The sequence below is a fragment of the Falsiroseomonas sp. genome (assembly GCF_030695085.1).
Lineage (GTDB): Bacteria > Pseudomonadota > Alphaproteobacteria > Acetobacterales > Acetobacteraceae > Falsiroseomonas.
Genome location: NZ_JAUYTS010000160.1, coordinates 1 through 18698, shown reverse-complemented (window position 1 = coordinate 18698; position 18698 = coordinate 1). Strand labels below are relative to the sequence as shown.

Below are 18698 nucleotides of genomic sequence, written 5' to 3'. Positions count from 1 at the left end.
GGAGGAGCCCATGGCAAGCCGCACCTCCTGCCCGGTATCGGCGCGGAAGGTGGCGGCGATCTCGGCGATGGCGAATTGCAGATCGGCGGCGCCCGCGATGAGTGGCGGGGTGGCCTGCGCCTGCGCCGGGCTGACGGTGGCCAGGGCGATAAGTCCGAGAAGCAGCGTCACGGCCTGGCGGCAGGCGCGGATCAAGGACATCGCGGACCCCCTCGCTATCTTACGGCATGGATATCGACTGGCGCGGGCTTCGACAACCCTCCCGCCCGACCCTCGCGTCCGGCAGCAGCGCCGGACCTTGTCCCGCCAGGGTTCATGCACGTAGGACAAGCGCCCTGGTCCTGGCGACGTCGCCACCAACAGCGACCTGTGGGCTGCGGCCATTGGGCGCGCGAAACCTCCAGCGCCTGCGGAATTGCTGGAAGGCGACGAGTAGGCCGCCGGGAAATTCCGCACCGCCGGGTTCACGCCATTGCGCTGGAATGCCCAGATGCCCAACCGAGGATCCGGATCGCGGGGGTTGGGCGCCATTCAGTCGAGTGCATCATACCCGGTCGCCTCGCAGCGCGAGAGATCCGACCCGCCCCGGTTTGGAAGCGCCCGGGCGAGTTCGCGGAGGGCGCCGCGCAGACCCTCCTCAAGCACCGGATGGTAGAACGGCATGGCGAGCACATCGTCCACGGTCATCCGCCGCTCCACGGCCAGGGCGAGCAGATGCGCCAGATGTTCCGCGGCCGGCACCGCCATCTCGGCCGCCAGGAGGCGACCCGTCTCGCGATCCGCATGGACCCGCATGAGGCCTGCCGCGCTTTCCGCCATCCGGGCGCGCGCCTGCCGCGAGAAATCCGCGCTGCCCGATACGATGCCGTGACCACCAAGGGCCGACAGCGCCGGCCCCACCCGCGCCACCTGCGGGGAGGAGAAGACAATGGAGAGCGCCGTGCGGCGGCACAGCCCGTCGCCCGCGGCATCCGGCGCGGCCATCCGTCCGGCGATGTGACCCTCGTCGGCGGCCTCGTGCAGCAGCGCGCGGTGGCCATTCGCATCGCCCACGAGGAACACCGACAGGTCACCGATGCGCAGCGTGGCCGGATCAATCTCGGGCAGCCCGGCCTCATTGAGCGGCACGCCGAGGGTGTCGAGACCCAGACCGTCGATGTTGGGCCGCCGCCCGATCGCGGCCAGCACGGCATCGGCCTCGAAGCTGCCGCCCGCACCGGTCACGCGGATGGCGCCGTCGGCCTCCTCCAACTTGGCAGGTGCGCCGAGATGCAGCGCGATCTCTGCCTCGATCAGCGGCCGGAAGGCGGCGAGCACCTGCGGGTCATCTATCCCGGCCAGCCCCTCGGCCCCGTCGAAGCCAGCCACCTCGAGCCCCAGCCGCGCCAGCGCCTGCGCGATCTCGACACCGATGGCACCCATGCCGATCACGGCGATGCGACGCGGCAGGTCGGCCTGTTCGAACAGGCTGTCCGTGGTCAGCAGGCGGTCGCCGAAGGCGCGCCAGGGGCCAGGCACGACCGGGTGGCTGCCAGGGGCGAGGATGATGGCGCGCGCCGCGATCTCCTTGCCGCCCACCGCCAGCCTTCCGGGTCCGAGCAACCGCGCGCGACCCGCAAGCGCGCGCCTGCCCAGCTTGCCCGGCACGCTCTGCGGGCCCTTCACAAAGCCATCGCGCATTCGGCGCACGCGCTGCAGCACCGCCGGGATATCGGCATGCAGCGAATCCGCGCCGCGGATGCCGAAGGCCGCGAAGGCGTGGCGGCGATGCAGGGCGTTCGCCGCCTCGATCAGCGCCTTCGACGGCATGCAGCCCACGGCTGCGCAGGTCGTGCCCCAATGCCCGTCATTGACCAGCAGGAAATCCTCCGTGTAGCGGCGCACCTCGCGCAGCGCCGACAGCCCGGCGGTGCCGGCACCCACGATGACGGTATCAACCTTCATTGGCTCACTCCCCCGCCTTGGTCCTGGTGGCTTGGTCGGTGAAGGACCCGTGCATCCCAATCAGCCGCGTATTCGCGCCGGTCCAGATGACCTTGGAACTTCGCGTCGCGCCGGGCCGAAACTGCAACCGGCAGGGCAGGGTTCAGAGTTTGCGCCACGGCTATTCCTCCTGGTTCGGCTGCCTCACCTACGTCATATCTGCTTTTGCGGGGCGAGGATCCTTGAAACCGCCATGCGCCATCCCGCCCGCGTCCCGCGCATCAAGGAAAGTGAAGCCGGCCCCGGTTGACTGACGGTGTTTGATCCGCAGGCTTTGCCAGCGGGGCGGCGCCAGCATGTCCGTTGCGGCAACGATCAGTCCTGAGAGCGTGGCGATGGCGGTTCGAGTGGCCAGGAAACAGGAGGAAACCATGTCCCCGATCATTAGGGCATTCTTCGACAGGCCGACCGGAAGCCTGCAATATGTCTTCCACTGCCCGGCCACGAAAAAGGCCGCGATTGTCGATCCGGTCTGGAACTTCTACCCCGAGGCCGCCGCGGTCACGACCGAGAGCGCCGACGAGATCCTGGAACATGTCCGGTCGGAGAAGCTCGATGTGGCCTGGGTGCTCGACACCCACCCGCATGCCGACCATTTCACTGCGGCGCGATACCTCTCGGAGAAGCTCGGAGCGCCCACCGCCATCGGTCACAGGGTGACCCAGGTCCAGAAGCTCTGGCGGGATCTGTACAACCTTGGTAGCGATGTCCCGACCGACGGGTCGCAATGGGACAGGCTTTTCACCGAGGGCGACACCTTCATGGTGGGCGAAATCCCGGTGCGCGTGATGTTCTCGCCGGGCCATACGCTGGCGTCGGTCACCTATGTCGCGGCCGATGCGGCCTTCGTCCACGATACGCTGATGATGCCCGAGAGCGGCACGAGCCGCGCCGATTTCCCGGGCGGCAGCGCCGAGGATCTGTGGAACTCAGTGCGCGACATCCTGGACCTCCCGCGCGAGACCCGTCTCTATGTCGGCCACGATTACCCGGCTGCGGGCGCCGCGCCCGAATACATGGCGACCGTCGCGGAGCATCGCCTGCGGAACCGGCATGTGAAGGACGGCATCGGCAAGGCGGAGTTCATCGCCGCGCGGACCGCGCGGGATGCGACGCTGCCCTTGCCCGGCCGGATGCTGGCGGCGCTGCAGGTCAATATCCGCGGTGGGCGCCTGCCCGCGCCCGAGGCCGATGGCCACAGCTACCTCAAGATCCCCGTCGGGAAGTTCGAGCCGCGATGAGGCAGCCGGCCCGGGCTGCGCAAGCCAGCGTATCCTGCCTTCGCCGCCAGGCTGTCCGCAACGCCGGCGCGGCGATCGCGAACCATACGATCCCGCCCTCGCGAACGATTTTCGCCTGCTGCAAGGTAACGCCCCGTCAGAGCATAAGGTTCTCGGTCTCGCGGAAGGCGCGGTGGAACTGGAAGGCGTTATCGGAGAAGCCGATGGCGAGGTTGCCCACCGCGCGCCAGAGTACGCTCGCCCTGGCCGGGTCGCTGCCAACGGGCTGCACGCGGATGGCGCAGCGCATGGTGCCGGGCGTTACCTCCACGATGTTCTCGGCGACCAGGACAAAGGGTCCGTAGACACCGATCATGTCGATGCCCACCACGTAGACCTGGCCCCGCTCCGCCTCCGGATAGGTCACCTCGTTGCGGCTGATCACCGCGCGGCGGGCGTTGCCGATCTGTACGGCCTGTTGGCCATGCATCCGGTCGGGCGGCAGGCGCAGCGCGATCCGGTTGCCGCTGACGTCGAGGGAGCCAACGATGTCGGGCGGGTCGCCGCGCGCGGCAGAATGGCTGACCGCGATGCGGATGCCCTCCGCCACCCCGTCCAGGCTGTTGCCACGCACCCGGACCTCGTCCAGCCGCGATCCGGCGCAGACGATGCCATGCCCGGCTGAGGCCTCGCGTCGGCGTGTGGCGCGGGCGTGGAAGTCACGCGCGGCCGGGCTGCGCTCGCGGAAGGCGCGATCCTCCACCAGACGCTCCGCGGTTCGTTCCACCAGCTCGCGCAACTCCTCGTCGGAGCGCAGGCCGGCGCTGCCCGCGAGGGCGAGGATCCCGCGCCACTCCGCCTCGGTGAGCACGGAATCGAAGGCGACGCGGTGCGGGCCGACGGTGAGCACCACGTCGCGGCCCAGCTCAGCCGCCGTCAGCGGCGCAACCTTGATCTCGTCCTCCGGCAGCACCAGCCGTCCGATCGCCTCGCGGGTTGCGTTGCCGGCGGTGCCGAGGCGCAGCGTGGCGACGGCACGGTCGAGGCTCGGCAGGCGGCGCGCATCGCCGCCGGCATCCTCCGCCATCGCGGCGCCGAGGCGGCGGAGGTAGCGGGCGAAGCCGGCCTCGTCGACCAGCTCATCCGCCTCCGGCCGCGTGGCGCGCATGGCGCGCTTCCAATCCTCCTCCGAGACGGCGGAGGTGAAGCGCGCGACGAAGCGGCCGGCATCGAGGCGGCGCTCTGACGGTGCCTCGGGGTCGGGCAGGCCGGTGACGGGCGCGCGCATCAGGCGCTGGGCGAGGGCCTTCTTCACCTCCGGCCGCTCGGCCGCCTCCTCGCCCACCTCGCCGAAGGCGGCGATCTCGTTGTCCTCGACGATGGCGATGGCGGCATCGTCCACCAGGATCCCGATCTGGTTTTCGCCGATCAGCACGCGGTTGTCGCGCACCAGCACGCGGCGCGTCTGGCCATCTGCGCGGCCGCGCTCCGTCTGCCGGATGCGCAGCGCGGCGCGGGCGCGCGATGTGGCGGCGGCTGTCAGCAAGGTGCAGTCCGCAACCTCCACCTGCGCGACGCGCGTCACGGTGAGCGCGCCGTTCAGGTCCGCCTCGGGCGCGTCGCGCTCGCCGGGCCGGGGCGCGAGGAAGGCGAGCCCGTGCACGTGCAGGCTGGCGCAGTCCAGGACATGCAGCGCGCATTCCCCCTCCGCGAGCAGGCGCGAGCCCTCGCCCGCGCCCGAGAGGATGATGTGGCCAAGGCCCTTCAGCACGACCATGCGGTCCGCCTTGTACTCGCCGGCGCGGAAGCAGATGTGCGCGTCCTCGCCGGGCTTGAGGCCGGCGAGCACCGCGCGCCAGTCCGAATCCGGCGAGAGCACGTAGGTGGCGCAGCCGGCGGACTGGCGCTGGCAGAGCCGCTCGATCGCCTTCTGCACGGTGCGGTCGCCGGCCAGGGGTGGGCAGTTGGCAGGGTCGAAGGCAACTTCCGCGGCGCGGGACAGGCGGGCGGAGAAGGTGACCGCCAGGTGCGCCGGATCGGCACCGTCCAGCAGCCGCGCCTCCACGCGCTGGTGCAGCGTCGTGCTGCCGGGCGTCCAGCCTGTCTCGGCGCGGCCATCGGCCAGCGTCTCGACCACCCGGTCCACGCTGCCGTCGTCGAAGCGCCCGTTGCCGGAGAGGATCCGGAAGCGCACCCGCGCCCCCTCCACCGGCGTGCCGCCGCGCGCCACGCCGGCCGCGAGCGGATGCGCGAGGGGCAGCAGCGCCGCAGGCGCGGCGGGATCCGGCACCGCCTCCTGCGCGTCGCCACCGAGATAGGAGAGGGCGGCCAGGCCGGTGAGCGGCGGGAAGAGCGGGCGGCAATCGTCGAGCACGCTCCAGTTGCCGGCGCCGTCATGGGCGAGGATGGCGAGCTTGCAGAAATGCCGCGCGACGCCCTCGGGCGGCACGGAAAGCGGCGCGCCGGAGGCCGGGTCCCTCGGCCAGATGAGGTCGGCCGTGATGCTGCGGGCGGGAATGGTCCAGTGGTCCCCGCTCCGCAGCGCGCCGGCGGAGATGCGCACGGCCACGCCGTTCTCGAGCTTCACCGGCGCATCGGCCGCGATGTCCATGGGCCTGCCGCCTTCCCAGCGGCGCAGCTCCGTGCTGCCGGCCAGCAGGTCTGTGTCGGGCTGGCCGTTCTTCGTCAGTTCCGTCAGCGAGGCCGGGTCGAGCAGCTTCGCCACCGCCAGGCGGTTGCCGTTCACCTCGGCGATCTGGACGAAGAAACCGGGCGCACCGGCCAGCACCCGCGCCTCGTCCAGCACCTCCAGCCAGTCGCCGGTGCGAAAGGCAGTGGCGGCGTCGTGGCCGGGGCTGTCCACCAGCAGCACGCCATTGTCGAGCCCGGTGAGGCGGGCGCGGTGCATCGCGTTGTCGCGCGACCATTTCAGCCGCGGCGTGCCGCCCCCAACCATGCCGCCATGATGGATCTCGACGCGATAGAGGTGGTTCTCCAGGCTGCGGTAGCCGCCGGCAGCCGGCAGGGCGCAGGGGCCTTCCTCCCCTGGCCCAGCCTCGGCGATCGCGACGAGGCGTGCCTTTGGCGCGGCCTCCGGCATCCAGTCATCGGCGATGTCGGAGCAGGCAGGCGCCGCGGGCAGCGGGCCCGCGCTGCCCGGGATGTCGGCGGTGGCGCGCAGCTTCACCTGCCAGATCATCTGCTCCCGCGCCGCGGTGTCGGGGCCGCCCAGCGCCTCCTCGCGGATCGCCGGGTCCTCCAGCGTGCCAACCGGGCGTTCCCAGACCTCGAGATAGGCGAGGTAGCTGCCGGCGGCGGCGGGCAGCGGCGCCGGGGCGAGGTGCGGCTGCGAGGCGACCGAGGCCTCGGCGAGCAGTTCCGCCGTGCCGGCGGGCAGGGCTGCGGAGAACTTCGCCTGCTGGCGGCCTGCCGCGTCCTCGCCCAGCTCCGTCACCGTCACGCGCTGCACCGTGCCGGGCACCAGCATCGCCTGTCGCGCACGCAGCCGCGCGCCGCCCGTGATACGCCAGAGCGCGCCGGCGCCGCTGCCGGAGACAGGCTGCAGCGCGACGCGCGCGGGCCCGGGGTTCACCAGCAGCCGCCCGGCGACGTAGCCGCGGCCAGGGGCGATCAGCAGGTCACCCGGGATTGGCGCCAGGGCGAAGCCGGCGGCGTCCTCGGGGAAACCCGATGGACCAGCAAGATCCGCATTCGCCTGCCGTTCGTGCCAGCGCGCGATGTCTGCCTGCTCGTTCCAGTCGGCGTCGAGCAGCACGCGGCCCTGCTGCAGGCGCAGCGTGGTGTAGTGGCGGTCCGGCCGGAAGCCGTTGCGGGTGAAGTCACCAGTCACCGGACCCTCCTCATGTTGCGAAGATCACCCCGGCGTGCAGGCCGAAGGGCAGGTGTTCTTCCAGCGCGTCGCGCAGGTTCGCGCGGCGCGCGGGCTCGCCGTGGCGGAAGCCGGCGCCCATGGCCCCGCCCTCCTCCGCGCCCTCCGCCACCTCCCTCGGGCAGGCGGGGGCGAGGTTGCCGAAGCCCGTCGTGTTGAAGGCGGAGGAAGCGAATTGCGGCGTGACCCGCGCGATGACCAGCCCGCGTTCCGCCGCGCCAAGATCGCGGCCCAGCCGGGCGCGTTCTTCCGCCAGCGTCAGGTCTGGCACGCAACGGAACCGGCCCGGCGTGCCGGAGGCGGGTGGGACGAAGCAGTAGCGCACGCAGCCCTCCTGGCGGCGTGCGATGTCAAGGCGGCCGCGGAAGATGCTGTTCTCCGCTTCAAGCGTGCGGCCGCGGGCGGCGCCGAACAGCGTACTGCGCGCGATGTCGAGGTCGCAATCCGGCGCATCCAGCAGCAGCGGCGCGGCGTCCGGGGCGGTATCGGCGCTGCGGTCCTCGCCGAGGATGGAATCGTGCAGCACCACCCCGCCCGAGGCGGTGCCCAGCTCCGCCCGGCCGAGAATCGTGTGGTCCGCGACAAGCCGCAGCGTGCCGTTGCCGGCCGCCACCCGCACCCCGCCCGGCAGGCCCTCCGCCGCCGCGCCCAGGGTGCAGTGGCGCAGCTGCAGCGCGGCCAGCGCGCCGTCCTCCACCGTCAGCCCGCCCTCGACCAGCAGGCCGTCGAGCACCAGCACGGAGCCCGCCGCGCCCGCCACGCGCAGCGCCGAGCGGATGTGCGGCCGGCGCGCCCCGGGCGAGAGCGCGGCGGCGACCCGCCGCCTGGCGCCGCCGGGGATCTCCTCCAGCGGCCAGCCTGCGGCGACGAGGGCGAGGCGCGCGCCGTCGGGCAGGCTGATGAGGCGTGCGTCGGTGGTCAGGTCCTCCGCATGGGTCGCGCTGTCCAGCAGCGCGATCACGCCGCGGCGCGCACCTGTGCTGGCGGCGGTGTTCCAGGCCTCGATCGCGGTGGCGAGGCTGCCCACGACGGGGCCGCCCTGGCCGGGGTCGTTCGTCACCTCCTCGGCGCGGCCGGAGACGCCGATGCGCCAGGGCGGCGGCTCGAGCGTCACGAAGCACAGGCCCCGCCAGGCCTCGACGGAGGCGCGGCGGTCCTGAGGCCCGGCGCCGGCGTCGAAGGCCGAGCCGATGGCGTGCGCGGTCTCGACGGTCTTTGTCTCGTCAGCCGGATGCAGCGACAGGCGGCCGAGCTCCGGATCCAGGAAGACCTCGCCCTGAACCGCGGGGCGACGCCAGGTGATGCCGCCGGCGCCATCGTCGCGGTCCTCGAGGTTGCACGCGTGCAGCCTCGCGGGCGGCACCTCCGCGCCGTCCAGGCGGATGCGCAGCGCGGGCGGGTCGCGGAACCAGTCGCCGCCACCGGCGCGGCCGGCACGCAGCGCCTCCAGGTCGCGGTGCAGCAGGCGGCGGTCGAGCGGCACCGGCAGGTTGCGCGCGGTGGCGCGCGCGGCGAGATCCACGTCGGCACGCGGCCGGTTGAACAACGGCCGGTCGGCGCCGAGCGGGTCGAAGCGCCGGAAGCCGGGGCCGATCGCCGAGGCGCGCGGCACCGGCCCGCCGAGATAGCCACCCGGCGCATCCGCGACGAAGCCGATCGCCTGGGCCTGGAGGCGCCAGACGAACAGGCCCAGCACGGGGATGTTGAAGCGCCCGGCGGGGCTTGCAGGCAGCCCCGCCGCGGCGGCGTGGCAGTGCTGGCCGAAGGCGCTGCCGGTCATCCGCGCGGCCTCCGCGTCGCGCAGCGAGGCGGTGCCGAGGGCGGCGGGGCGCAGGTGGTTCAGATTCTGCGTCCAGGCCAGGCGCTCGAAGAACTCCACCGCCAAGGCGGGCCAGCCGGTGGCGTCGCGCGTCAGTGCCTCCAGCGCCGCCACCGCGCCCTTGGCCTGGCGGTAGGCGAGGGTGTTGGCGACATGCGCGCGCGGCGCGCCGCCATCCTCGCCGAAGGGGCGCAGGCGGCGCGCGCCGACCAGGTCGCCGATATAGGGGATGGCCCAGGGCTCGCAGGTCTCGATGAACCAGTTGTCGTAGAGCTGGTCGAGATCGGCCTCGACGATATCGAGCTCCCCTGCCAGCAGGCGCATCAGCGCCTGCAGCGGCGCGCCCGCCCCCGCGTCGAGCGCGCGGTGGTGGCCGGGCAGCAGGCGGAACAGGCGGTCTGGCGTGCGGTCATGCATCGGTGGCCTCCAGCGTCAAGGCGACGCCCGCATCCTGCAGGGTGAGCAGCTCCGCCGGCAGGATTAGCGGGCGGCCCGCGGCATCCTGCTCCATCCGCGCCGGGCGGGCGCGCAGCAAGGCGGCGACCGCGCCGGATGCCGTCGCGCCCTCCTCATAGAGGGAAAGGCCAGTGAGGGTGACGCCGGCCACGCCGGGCACGGCGTGCATCGCGGCGATCACCTCCGCCGCGCTGACCGGCTGCGCCAGGTTGCGGGCCAGGTAGCCGAAGCGCTCGGCCAGCGCGGCGCGCAGTGCGGACTCCACATCCGCCGCGACACGCCGCCGCTCGTGCTGAACCGTGGCCGAGAGGCGAAAGAGCCGCGCCGCGTGCGGCGCCACCACGGCCTCGTGCGTCGGGTCGCGGAACCGCGCCACGGCCGCGCGCAGATTGGCGAGCGTCGTCGCGCCCTCCTCGAAGACGCCCTCCTTCTCCGGCGCCACGGTGAGATGGGCGATGCGCGCGGTGCCGAGCCATAGTGCGGCGACGGCGGCCTTGCCGATGCCGGCATAGGTGAGCGCGAAGTCGGCATGGTCGGTGAGCGAGACGATGCGCCCGAGCGTGCGAACGCTGCGCGGCGCCCGGATCCGGACATCCCGCAGCGATTGGGGCGCGGCGGAGCCGGCGGCGGCGGAGGGGTTCACCACGGCCCGGATGCCCAAGGGGCGGGTGCGGAGCTGCGTGATCGTCCTGTCCGCCGCCTCGCCCTCCGGGCCGATGCCGGCGCGGTAGGTGGCGGTGATGTTCAGCGCGCCGGTGGACGGGCGCCGGCCATGCACGCCGTCGCCGAAGACCACGCGCGTGGTGCCATCCTCGTCGATGCGGACCTGGTAGGCCTCGTCCTCCGGCCCAGCCTCATGGAGGGAGGGAAGCTCGCGCCAGGCGACGCCGTCCACACGCACCGTCAGGGTCGTGGCAATGCCCGATTCCGTGGCGGCGGAGACGAAAGTGAGCGGGGTCTTCGACAGGCGGAAGGCCTGGTTGGGGTGCGCGGCGTCGCCCGAGCCCAGCGCCTCCTGCATGGTGTCGCCATGGGTGGCGAGCGCGACATTGGCGTTCACGCGCAGGCTGTCGCGCCGGTAAGCCAGGGCGGGAGCGGATTTCAGCAGCAGCCGCGTGACGCCGCCGACATGCAGCACCTCGGCAATCTCCAGAGTCTCGGATTGCGACACGCCGGGCGCATCGGCGCGCTCACCGGAAACCGAGACTGGGCGGCCGGGCCGGAGGTCGAGATAGAGCGTGTCGAGGGCGAGGTCCTTCGAGTCCTCGCCGAAGGGATCCCGCACCGGCGCGCCGGCGGCGGGCAGGTGCTGGCTGAGGACATGTGCGCGGGCGGTGCGGAAGGTGTAGGCGGCTGGCTTGTCGTTGCTCGCCAGATCCTCACCATCGGCGCGGCGGAAGGTGAGGGCCGTCGCCTTGCCGCTGATCGCGTAGTCGGATAGCGAGGCGCCGGCCGCGGCAGCGACGCGCAGCGGCAGCACGCCGCCAGCCGGGCTCTCCAGCAGCGCCCATTGGCCGGGCGCGATCTCCGCCACCTCGCGCTCCAGATAGGCGTCGGCGTCGGTGAGCGGCTGGCCCTGGCTGTCGGTCCAGATGCTACGCGGCGGCGGCTTGCCGTCCGGCATGTCCCAGCTCGTGGGGTAGGGATCCCCCTCCTTGCCGCCGCGGTTCTCGCCCTGCCTGGCCAGTGTCTCCCAGCGCGGCGCGGTGTTGCCGAAGAAGCCGGCCACCTGGCGCAGCGCGTGGAAGCCGGGCACCGCCTCGCCCAGCGGCGGCGCCAGCAGCTCCGGCACCTGGCGGATCAGGCGCATCAGCTGCAGCCGCGGCCAGGACTGGGTGGCGAGGAAGGCGCCGAGGCCTGCGGCGGACCAGGCAGTGCGGCGCAGCTGTTCGCCCACCGAGGCGGCGCTGAACGCGACGGGCGCCGCAGGCACCGTGCCGATGCGGAGCTTCGCCATGCGTAGCGGCGGCAGGCGCAGGCGCCGCGCCGCCGCCCGGCCGAAGGGTGCCAGCAGCAGGCGCGTGGAATCGTAGGCGCGGTCGGGCTCCGCCTCCTCGACCCGGAAGGCGGCGGCGGTGACGACCTGCTGCCCCGCCACGCGCCGCGCGCCGACGGCCAGCAGGCGGTCGCCCGGCGCAAGGCCGGTGCCGGTGCCACGCAGATGCACCTCGCTGGCCGGCACGGCCTTCAGCACCGGCTCGATCTCCGGATTGAGCGCGGCATCCGCCTGCCGGTCGGCGAGCGCCGCGACGAGGTCGAGCCCGGCGGCGAGTGGGTGGTAGCGGTCGAGCGAGGCGGCATCGGCGATGGTGACGACATCGGCCGGGTCAAGCTGGTCGGCGGCGATCGCCGCCTCGATGTCGAAGGAGTTGTCGAGGTCGAAGAGAAACAGCCCGCCGTGGCGTGGGTCCTTCGCCGCGGGATCGTGGTAGATGGCGAGGTGCTGCGGCTCCTCGCGCCGTGCCGGGATGGCGTTCCATTCGGCGCGCGCGGTGATCGCCTCCACCGTCTCATAGCCCTGCGGCAGTGCGCCCTTTGCCTGCGGCACGCTCATCGCCCCGGTGCCGGCCGGCACCTCGACGGCGCGGAAGGGGTCGTCGGCCGATTCCACGGTAAAGGCGAGATGGACCGAGGCCGCGACGCCGGGCGCGAACTCGTATCCGATGCTCCGCGCCAGTTCGACCATCGAGCGGCGCTCCCCCGCAGTGGGCAGGTAGCCCTCATTGGCGATGCGCTCGGAGTAGAAGCTCAGCACGTCGAGCGCGGCGGCCCAGGCATCCATCAGCGCGATGGACGGGTCCGAGGTGTCGCGCGCCGAGAGGCCGCGCAGCGGGTGCCGGCCTGGCCCACCCATTGGCCCGCCCGACGGATCCTCCACCTCCTGCCGCGGGATGCGATGGAGCATGCGGGCAAGGAAGGCCGAATGCGTGCCGATGCGGTAGGCGATCTCCGCCAGGCCCGGTCGGTTGGCGGGGCGGCGGGGATCGAATTCCGCCGCGCCGCAGGGATCGGTGCCGCTCATTGTCCCCCCCGCATCCGGAAGCGGATGCGCCCGTTCTCCGGCGCGTTCTGATCACTGTCGAGCCGCGCGATCTCCTTCGCGCCCACGGGGATGAGGCCGGAGGCCGCATGGTCGATGCCGGGCTGGTCCATGCGCTCGAAGCGGCCGGGCAGGGGCTCGCCCTCAAGCGCGACGCCGGCCCAGAGCACGCCCGGCACCGTCATGGCGCGGGCGATGATCGCGGAGAGCCGCACGGGCTGGCCGAAGGTGAAGTTGTCCGGGTGAAAGAAGCCGGGCTGGCCGGCGGGCGTGTGGCCGGCGGAGAATTCACCGGCAAGGCTGCGCGCCACCGCCCCCGTGTCGTGGCCCGTGCAGGCGCAAACGATCAGCTCGATGTCGAGCGCGGCATAGCTGGGCGGGACAATCTGCAGGTCGTGCCCGGCCAGGCGCTGTGCGGCCAGGTGCCGGCGCAGCGCGGCCTCGAAGTGCGCGTCCACCGGGCGGCCGCCGAGCCGGTCGAGGTGGAGGAAGACCGTGTGCCAGGAACCGGTCCAGCGCCGCTCCGCCGCGGCGCGCTGCACGCCGGGGAAGGCCTCGGCCGCGGCGGCGTAGTCGGCCTCCGTCACCGCCCTGCGCTGCCGCCGGAAGCCGCGCGGCGCGGCGATCTTGATGGCGACCTCGCTCTCCGCCGCGGTGCCGCCGCGGGCCGGGACCGGATTGCGCACGGCCTCGAACAGGCCGGGATCACCGGTGACGAGGTGCAGCAGCGCATCGGCGCCGACATTGCCCGCGGTGCCGCCGCCGATGCGGATGCGGGCCGTGAAGCGGGCGCCGGGGTCCGGGCGGCGGCCATGCGTGCCGTCGCCGAACAGGATGCGCGCGCCGCCATCTTCCAGCGGCTCCAGCTTGAAGTCGGGGGCGAAGCGATCGGAGGCGAGCAGGTCCGGCCTCGCCGCCCAGGTCTCGCCGCCGCCGCGCAGCGTCACCTGCGCCACCGCGGCGGCGGCGGGCGCCAGCAGGGCCGCGGCCGGCTCCTCCCGCGCGGCGGCCGCGTCGTGCGGGGGCGCATGGACCACCGGAGCGGCGACGAGGCGCGGCCGGAAGGCGGCGCCGGGCGCAGCATCCCGCACCAGCCCGCTACGGCCGGACGCGATCTCCGCATCCTCCGGCAGCGGGGCGCCGAACTCAACGCTCCGGCCGTGATCTGCCGGCACCAGGTTACCCCGCGCCACGGCGCCCGGCAGCCCGGCATCGCCGGCGAGGTTCAGCGGGAAGCGCAGCGCATCTTCCGCCGCCCAGTGCAGCTCCAGCACGGCGGTGGGGCCAAGATGGTCCGTCATCTCCACCGGGTCGCGGTCCAGGCGCACCACCTGCCGGTGCGCGGGGTCCGGCGGGTCTGCGGCGGTGCCGCCGGCCGGAATCATCTCCTCCAGCAGCAGCAGGTCGCCCCGGGCCAGGCCGAGCGCGGCCCGCGTGCCGGCCGCATGCGCCACCGTCGCGCCGGCGGGCAGGCAGCAGGCGGATTCGCCCCAGCTGTGCAGGCGGATCTCGTTGCGCGCCACGCGCAGGCTGGTGACGTCCTCCATGCTCTCGAAGACCAGCGCACCGGCCGCGACCGCACGATCCACCAGGCCGGGATCGGGTGGCACCGCCTCCGGAAGCGGCTCCGCCAGGCCGGTGGGGCGCGTGAGGAACCGCGTGCCGGCGGGCAGCAGCGGCGGGCTGGACTGCGTGCGGTCCGCCGCGGCGCGGAGATGCACCACGGTACGGGCGTTGCTTCCCTCGCCCGCCGCGTAGCCGAGCAGCCGCGCATGCCGCAGCACGGAGGCGCGCAGCCGCGCCAGCGGCAGGAAGGCCTCGGTCGCCACCGCGTCCTGGTAGTAGGAGGCGCGGTCCGCCGCGGTGGCCAGCGCCTCGACGAGCGTGACGCCGAGATCGGCGGGGCTGCGCTCCGTCCAGCCGGGGATCGCAGCGGCCATGCGGTCCAGCATCATGCGCCGGAAGCTCGCATAATCCTTGGCGAGGTAGTCGATCGCCGGCTCGGCGGGCGGCGGCGGGGCGGTGGGGCTGCCTGCCTTGCAGTCGAATTCACTCTGGCATTCGGCCTTGAACCGGAAGGACAGGCGCGACAGCGCCCGGTCCATATGCGCGGGCGGCGCATCGGCCCCCGCATCGGCGTGCAGCGACAACTCATAGGCCGAGAAGTCACCCGCCCCGCTCACCGTCAGGCGCAGCGTGCGGTCGCCGGGGCCGTCCTCCAACGCCGTGACGCCGAGGCCCGTGATGCGGCTGCCGCCGGAGATGCGGAAATTCTCCCGCTTCAGCGCGGCGAGGCCGTCGGGCAGCAGGAAGGTGACGTCCAGCAGGCGTTGGCGCAGCGACTCGGACGGCGCGTCGCGGTCCAGCACCTCGAGGTAGTTCATGCCGTTCAGCCTCACGCCGCCGACCACGGCGCCGCTGTCGCGCACCTTCTGGCGCCGCGCCGCCGTGCCGCAGTGCTGGTGCAACTCCATCAGGCCTGCCTCGTCACCGTGACGACCCGCGGCTGCGCCTCGTCCAGCGCGCGGTACCGTACCGCCACCTCCAGCCGCTCCGCATTGGCGCGCGCAGCCACCTCCTTCACCTCGATCGCGTCCGAGAGCCAGCGCTGCAGCGCCGACTGCACCATGTGCTGCACGGCGGCGGCGAGCTCTGGCGCGTTCTCGGCGAAGACCAGCTCATGCACCCCGGCGCCAAAATCCGGCCGCATCGCGCGCTCGCCCTGGCGGGTGAACAGGACCTGTTCGATCAGGCCGCGCACATGCGCCTCGCGCGTCGCCGAAGCGGTGCGGCCATCGGGGCCGATGCGATAGGGGAAGCCGAAGTTCGTCATGCCGCAATCACCTTCGCCTGCACCGAGGTCCAGACCACCGGCCCGCCCGGGATCTGCTCGGCCGAGAGCGCAAGATCCGCGGGGTTCAGCAGCAGCACGGGCTTGTTCTCGACCAGCACCTTGCTCGCCGGCTGCGTCAGCTGCGCCTTGACGCAGGGCTGCGGCTTGCCGGTGGGAACGGTGAAGGCGCAGCCGGCGACGATCCCCGCATCACCCGCCACCAGCACCAGCCCGTTCTCCACCAGCACCTTCGTCGCGCCAGGAATGAGCGTGGCGGGGCCGCCATGCGGGCATTGCCCGCGCGCCTGCATGGTGAGGACCGGCGCCGGCATCAGGGCAGTACCTTCAGGTTCGAGCCGTTGATGGAGACGCCGTCCAGCGCCAGCTTTACCGTGCTCTGCCCCCAGGCGACCGTCATGCCGGTGGCATCCGCCTCGATCCTCGCGCTGCCGGTTGGCAGGGTGAGGGAGAGGCTGAGCTTCGCCGCGCCCGGCAGGTCCAGCACCTCGAGTGTGAAGTGGTCGCCCTTCAGCACGCGGGTCAGCATCTGCTGCGGCCCGGGGGCAGCGGGTGCCTCGCCGAGGCCCCAGAAGCCGCCGGACCAGATCGGGTAGTCCGGGTCGCCGCGCTCGAACTCCACCCAGATCTTGGCGCCGCGCGGGGGGATGGCGAAGAAGCCGAGGCCGGGGCCGGCGAAGGGCGCGCAGGGCATGGCCCAGGCGAGCCGCCCGTCGCCCAGCACATCCGGCACGCTGACCTGCACGCGGCCCATCCCCTGCGGGTCAAGCGGGTTCTCCACCAGGCCGCGGTACTTGCCGAAGAAGGCCGGGTGCCCGGACATGGCGCTAGACCGCCCGCACCAGCGGGGCGACCGGCAGGCGCTCGCTCCGCGTCAGGGTGAAGTCCTGCGTGTAGCTGCCGGGCGCGATGCGGTGCCGCACCTCCGCCACCTTGTAGGTGCCGTTGAAGGAAAGGCCGGCGCCGCGCAGATCCACCAGCGCGCGCGCCCGCAGCGGCGCGTTGTAGCGCACCGTGTCGAGCGTGCCGGTGACGCGGACCGGCTGCGCGGCGCTATCGTCCACCAGCGCCATGGCGCGCGCCTGCGCCTGCATGGCGTTCAACCCGGACGTCTCCGGCCGCAGCGTGCGCGTGCGGCCGAAGCGCCGCGCCGCTTCCGGCGCCGCGCCGAGCGGCGTGCGCGTGGGCATCGGCGCCATCACGGGCACGACTTGGCCGGTGAGGCGGTCCAACACCGCACCCTCGGCGGTGGCCAGCTCCTCGCCGGAATGCACCACGTCGAGGTCGTGCGCGTCCGACATGGCCCCGGCATTCACCGTGATCGCCTTCTGCGGCACGCCGGGCATCACCGGCGGGCCGAAATAGAGCGTGTTCGCCCCCGGCGCGGGGCCGGGATCCACATGCACCTCGTAGCCGTGCCGCCGCGCCATGAGCTTCAGGTAGGCCCAGTCGCTGCAGCTCTGCTGCGGCGTGCGGTCCAGCGGGATCGGCGGGTCCACCACGCGCGGCGGGATGGTCATCGGCAGCAGCCCGTATTGGGGGTAGCGCAGCGCGATCAGCGCGGCGATCGCCGTCTCGTCCATCGCCGGGTGCCCGACGCGCCGTTCCTCCTTGTCCATCTGCCAGGACAGGTCGCGGCCCATCAGCGTCAGCGTGCCGTCGCCAGCGCCGCCACCGGGCCGGACATGCCGCTCGGTCACGATACCGTCCAGGATGACGCGCGGCAGGATGTCGAAGAGGACGGTGACGATGACCCGCGCGTCGAGATCCAGCCGCGGATCGGCAACGAGGAGGTTCTCGAGGACATCCAGCGGTCCGGCGCGGCCTATGCGGAAGACGAGGCGGAAGCCGGAAGGGCCGCGGTCGGAATGCACCACCTCCAGCTCCTGGAACGCCTCCAGCATGTTCGGCGAGGCGGGCAGCGCGACCGGATCCGGCCCGACCAACAGGTTCATCCGCACGCCGAGCAGGTTGCCGAGCGGGCTCACCGCCGCGCCCCCGGCACGGCCGGCAGCGGGATGGCGATCTCGGCGCCGGTGGTCGCCACCACCTCCGCGGGGTGCATCGCGCGGTTGGCGTCGGCGATCATCCACCAGGCCTCCGGCGTGCCGAGGTGGCGGAAGGCGAGACCGTCCAGCCGGTCGCTGTCCGTCACCAGATGGCGTGCGCCGTGCTGGATGGCGTCGGGCGGCGGCGCCAGGCGCGGCAGCACATGTACCACGCGCCGCCCGGCTTGCGTGCTGCGTTCCCGGGTCGGCTGGCCGGCGTAGCGGCTGCGCTCGTCGAACATCGCGGCCTCCCTAAAGGCTGAACAGGTCCACCTCCTCGCCGAGCGCCGCGCCGATGCTGTTCACGCTGGCGACGGTGGCGAGGGTTTCCTTGACGACCTGGTGCGCCATGAAGGTCCAGTAGCCGGGATGGGTCGGCGGCAGGTCGTTGTAGGTCAGCACGGTCATGGAGAGCCGGACCTCGGCGCGGATCGGGTTGAGGCCCGGATCGTGCGCCGTCTCGGTGATGGAGATCGTGCCGATCTTCACCGGCACGACGCGCTTCCAGCCGTAGATGAACAGCGTCAGCGGCGCGACGGGCGGGATCACTTCCATCGTCCCGGTGGCGAGCAGGATCTGGTTCGCCGCGACCAGCAGCGACTTCGGGTAGACGAGCATCTCGAGTGCCGCGAGGTGGCCGGCGATGCCGCCGCCGAGCGGCCCGGCCTTGCCGGCCTCCATCTGGTCAACGAGGTCGAGGGTGATCTCGGCGGAGATCGTCTCGCGCGGCGGGCCCTGCAGGCGCAGCACCTCGGCGCGGCCGCCGCCGGCCTCGGAATACTGCGGCTCGATGGTGCGGCTGATCTCGGCGGGATTGTACTGGAATACCGCCACCGAGGCGACGGGGTTGAAGACATCCACGCCGACGATGGCGCCCTTCAGGATCTTCGGCGAGCCGGGGAAGCTGGTCATGACGCGGGGTCCCCGGCGGCGGCGCGGTGCAGCGCGTGAAGGCCGAGCGCGTCGGTGACGGCGCGCAGCGCCGCGAAGCCTTCCGGGTATCGCGGCCCCGGCGGCGCGGCGGCGGCAACGAGCAGCACGCCAGCGGCCAGCGGCGCCTGGCGATGCCAGGGGGCGGCGGCGACGGCACCCGCGGGCAGGGCCGCGAGCAGCGGCGCGGTCCATAGGTTCAGCCACCACACCGCCTCGGGCAGCCGCGCGAGGTCGAGGGCGAAGGGCGAGACCGGCATGGCGAGCGCATCTGCCTCCGGCGGCAGGCCCGGTGTCGGACCCGGTAGGCTCGCGTCCGGTGGCGGGACGATGCCCTGCGACGCCGCCAGGCGGTTCGCCGCGGGCAGCATCACCGCCTGCCGGTGCAGCGGGTGGTAGAGCCCCGCCTGCACCGCGCCGAGCGCGCCGGCGAGCGCGGTGAACAGCGCCTCGACCTCCGCC

At 73.0% G+C, this 18698-nt stretch carries 13 protein-coding genes and 1 pseudogene; 1 reads left to right on the top strand and 13 read right to left on the bottom strand.

The window, feature by feature from the left end; genetic code table 11:
• Positions 1-201, bottom strand: a pseudogene (locus Q8S40_RS17845) (hypothetical protein); the annotation flags it as partial.
• Positions 202-531: 330 nt separating this feature from the next.
• Positions 532-1944 (bottom strand): dihydrolipoyl dehydrogenase, encoded by a 1413-nt coding sequence (locus tag Q8S40_RS17840; protein WP_305671443.1) that lies wholly within the window; start codon positions 1942-1944, stop codon positions 532-534.
• Positions 1945-2279: 335 nt separating this feature from the next.
• Between Q8S40_RS17840 and Q8S40_RS17835 the strand changes: the two genes are divergently transcribed.
• The gene (locus Q8S40_RS17835; protein ID WP_305671442.1) at positions 2280-3224 is read left to right on the top strand and encodes an MBL fold metallo-hydrolase; all 945 of its coding nucleotides are present in this window, start codon (positions 2280-2282) and stop codon (positions 3222-3224) included.
• 136 nt (positions 3225-3360) lie between these two features.
• On the opposite strand, the gene Q8S40_RS17830 is transcribed toward Q8S40_RS17835, so the two are convergent.
• The 11 genes from Q8S40_RS17830 to Q8S40_RS17780 form a co-directional block, all read right to left on the bottom strand.
• A complete protein-coding gene (locus Q8S40_RS17830; protein WP_305671441.1) occupies positions 3361-7053 on the bottom strand; it encodes a DUF6519 domain-containing protein in 3693 nt (1230 codons plus the stop codon).
• Positions 7054-7063: 10 nt separating this feature from the next.
• Positions 7064-9328 carry a hypothetical protein gene (locus tag Q8S40_RS17825; RefSeq protein ID WP_305671440.1) on the bottom strand — a complete coding sequence of 755 codons (2265 nt, stop codon included), beginning with the start codon at positions 9326-9328 and terminating at the stop codon, positions 7064-7066.
• Positions 9321-12389 carry a putative baseplate assembly protein gene (locus Q8S40_RS17820; RefSeq protein WP_305671439.1) on the bottom strand — a complete coding sequence of 1023 codons (3069 nt, stop codon included), beginning with the start codon at positions 12387-12389 and terminating at the stop codon, positions 9321-9323. Before Q8S40_RS17820 ends, Q8S40_RS17825 begins: the two co-directional genes overlap by 8 nt.
• Positions 12386-14881 carry a putative baseplate assembly protein gene (locus Q8S40_RS17815; RefSeq protein ID WP_305671438.1) on the bottom strand — a complete coding sequence of 832 codons (2496 nt, stop codon included), beginning with the start codon at positions 14879-14881 and terminating at the stop codon, positions 12386-12388. The genes Q8S40_RS17820 and Q8S40_RS17815 overlap by 4 nt, the downstream gene beginning before the upstream one ends.
• Positions 14881-15240 carry a GPW/gp25 family protein gene (locus tag Q8S40_RS17810; RefSeq protein ID WP_305671437.1) on the bottom strand — a complete coding sequence of 120 codons (360 nt, stop codon included), beginning with the start codon at positions 15238-15240 and terminating at the stop codon, positions 14881-14883. Before Q8S40_RS17810 ends, Q8S40_RS17815 begins: the two co-directional genes overlap by 1 nt.
• Positions 15237-15572 carry a hypothetical protein gene (locus Q8S40_RS17805; protein WP_305671436.1) on the bottom strand — a complete coding sequence of 112 codons (336 nt, stop codon included), beginning with the start codon at positions 15570-15572 and terminating at the stop codon, positions 15237-15239. Before Q8S40_RS17805 ends, Q8S40_RS17810 begins: the two co-directional genes overlap by 4 nt.
• Positions 15572-16081, bottom strand: a complete 510-nt coding sequence (locus tag Q8S40_RS17800; protein ID WP_305671435.1) for a phage baseplate assembly protein V — start codon at positions 16079-16081, stop codon at positions 15572-15574. Before Q8S40_RS17800 ends, Q8S40_RS17805 begins: the two co-directional genes overlap by 1 nt.
• A gap of 4 nt (positions 16082-16085) precedes the next feature.
• Positions 16086-17246 carry a hypothetical protein gene (locus Q8S40_RS17795; protein ID WP_305671434.1) on the bottom strand — a complete coding sequence of 387 codons (1161 nt, stop codon included), beginning with the start codon at positions 17244-17246 and terminating at the stop codon, positions 16086-16088.
• Positions 17243-17548 (bottom strand): hypothetical protein, encoded by a 306-nt coding sequence (locus Q8S40_RS17790; RefSeq protein ID WP_305671433.1) that lies wholly within the window; start codon positions 17546-17548, stop codon positions 17243-17245. The genes Q8S40_RS17795 and Q8S40_RS17790 overlap by 4 nt, the downstream gene beginning before the upstream one ends.
• Positions 17549-17558: 10 nt before the next feature.
• A complete protein-coding gene (locus Q8S40_RS17785) occupies positions 17559-18218 on the bottom strand; it encodes a hypothetical protein (protein ID WP_305671432.1) in 660 nt (219 codons plus the stop codon).
• Positions 18215-18698 (bottom strand): hypothetical protein (locus tag Q8S40_RS17780; protein ID WP_305671431.1); only part of this gene is annotated, 484 nt, incomplete at its 5' end. The genes Q8S40_RS17785 and Q8S40_RS17780, both read right to left, overlap by 4 nt.

Coding starts and splice junctions, on each gene's coding strand:
- Q8S40_RS17840 (WP_305671443.1), bottom strand. CDS start 1,944: ATGAAGGTTGATACCGTCATCGTGGGTGCCGGCACCGCCGGGCTGTCG.
- Q8S40_RS17835 (WP_305671442.1), top strand. CDS start 2,280: ATGTCCGTTGCGGCAACGATCAGTCCTGAGAGCGTGGCGATGGCGGTT.
- Q8S40_RS17825 (WP_305671440.1), bottom strand. CDS start 9,328: ATGCATGACCGCACGCCAGACCGCCTGTTCCGCCTGCTGCCCGGCCAC.
- Q8S40_RS17820 (WP_305671439.1), bottom strand. CDS start 12,389: ATGAGCGGCACCGATCCCTGCGGCGCGGCGGAATTCGATCCCCGCCGC.
- Q8S40_RS17815 (WP_305671438.1), bottom strand. CDS start 14,881: ATGGAGTTGCACCAGCACTGCGGCACGGCGGCGCGGCGCCAGAAGGTG.
- Q8S40_RS17810 (WP_305671437.1), bottom strand. CDS start 15,240: ATGACGAACTTCGGCTTCCCCTATCGCATCGGCCCCGATGGCCGCACC.
- Q8S40_RS17805 (WP_305671436.1), bottom strand. CDS start 15,572: ATGCCGGCGCCGGTCCTCACCATGCAGGCGCGCGGGCAATGCCCGCAT.
- Q8S40_RS17800 (WP_305671435.1), bottom strand. CDS start 16,081: ATGTCCGGGCACCCGGCCTTCTTCGGCAAGTACCGCGGCCTGGTGGAG.
- Q8S40_RS17790 (WP_305671433.1), bottom strand. CDS start 17,548: ATGTTCGACGAGCGCAGCCGCTACGCCGGCCAGCCGACCCGGGAACGC.
- Q8S40_RS17785 (WP_305671432.1), bottom strand. CDS start 18,218: ATGACCAGCTTCCCCGGCTCGCCGAAGATCCTGAAGGGCGCCATCGTC.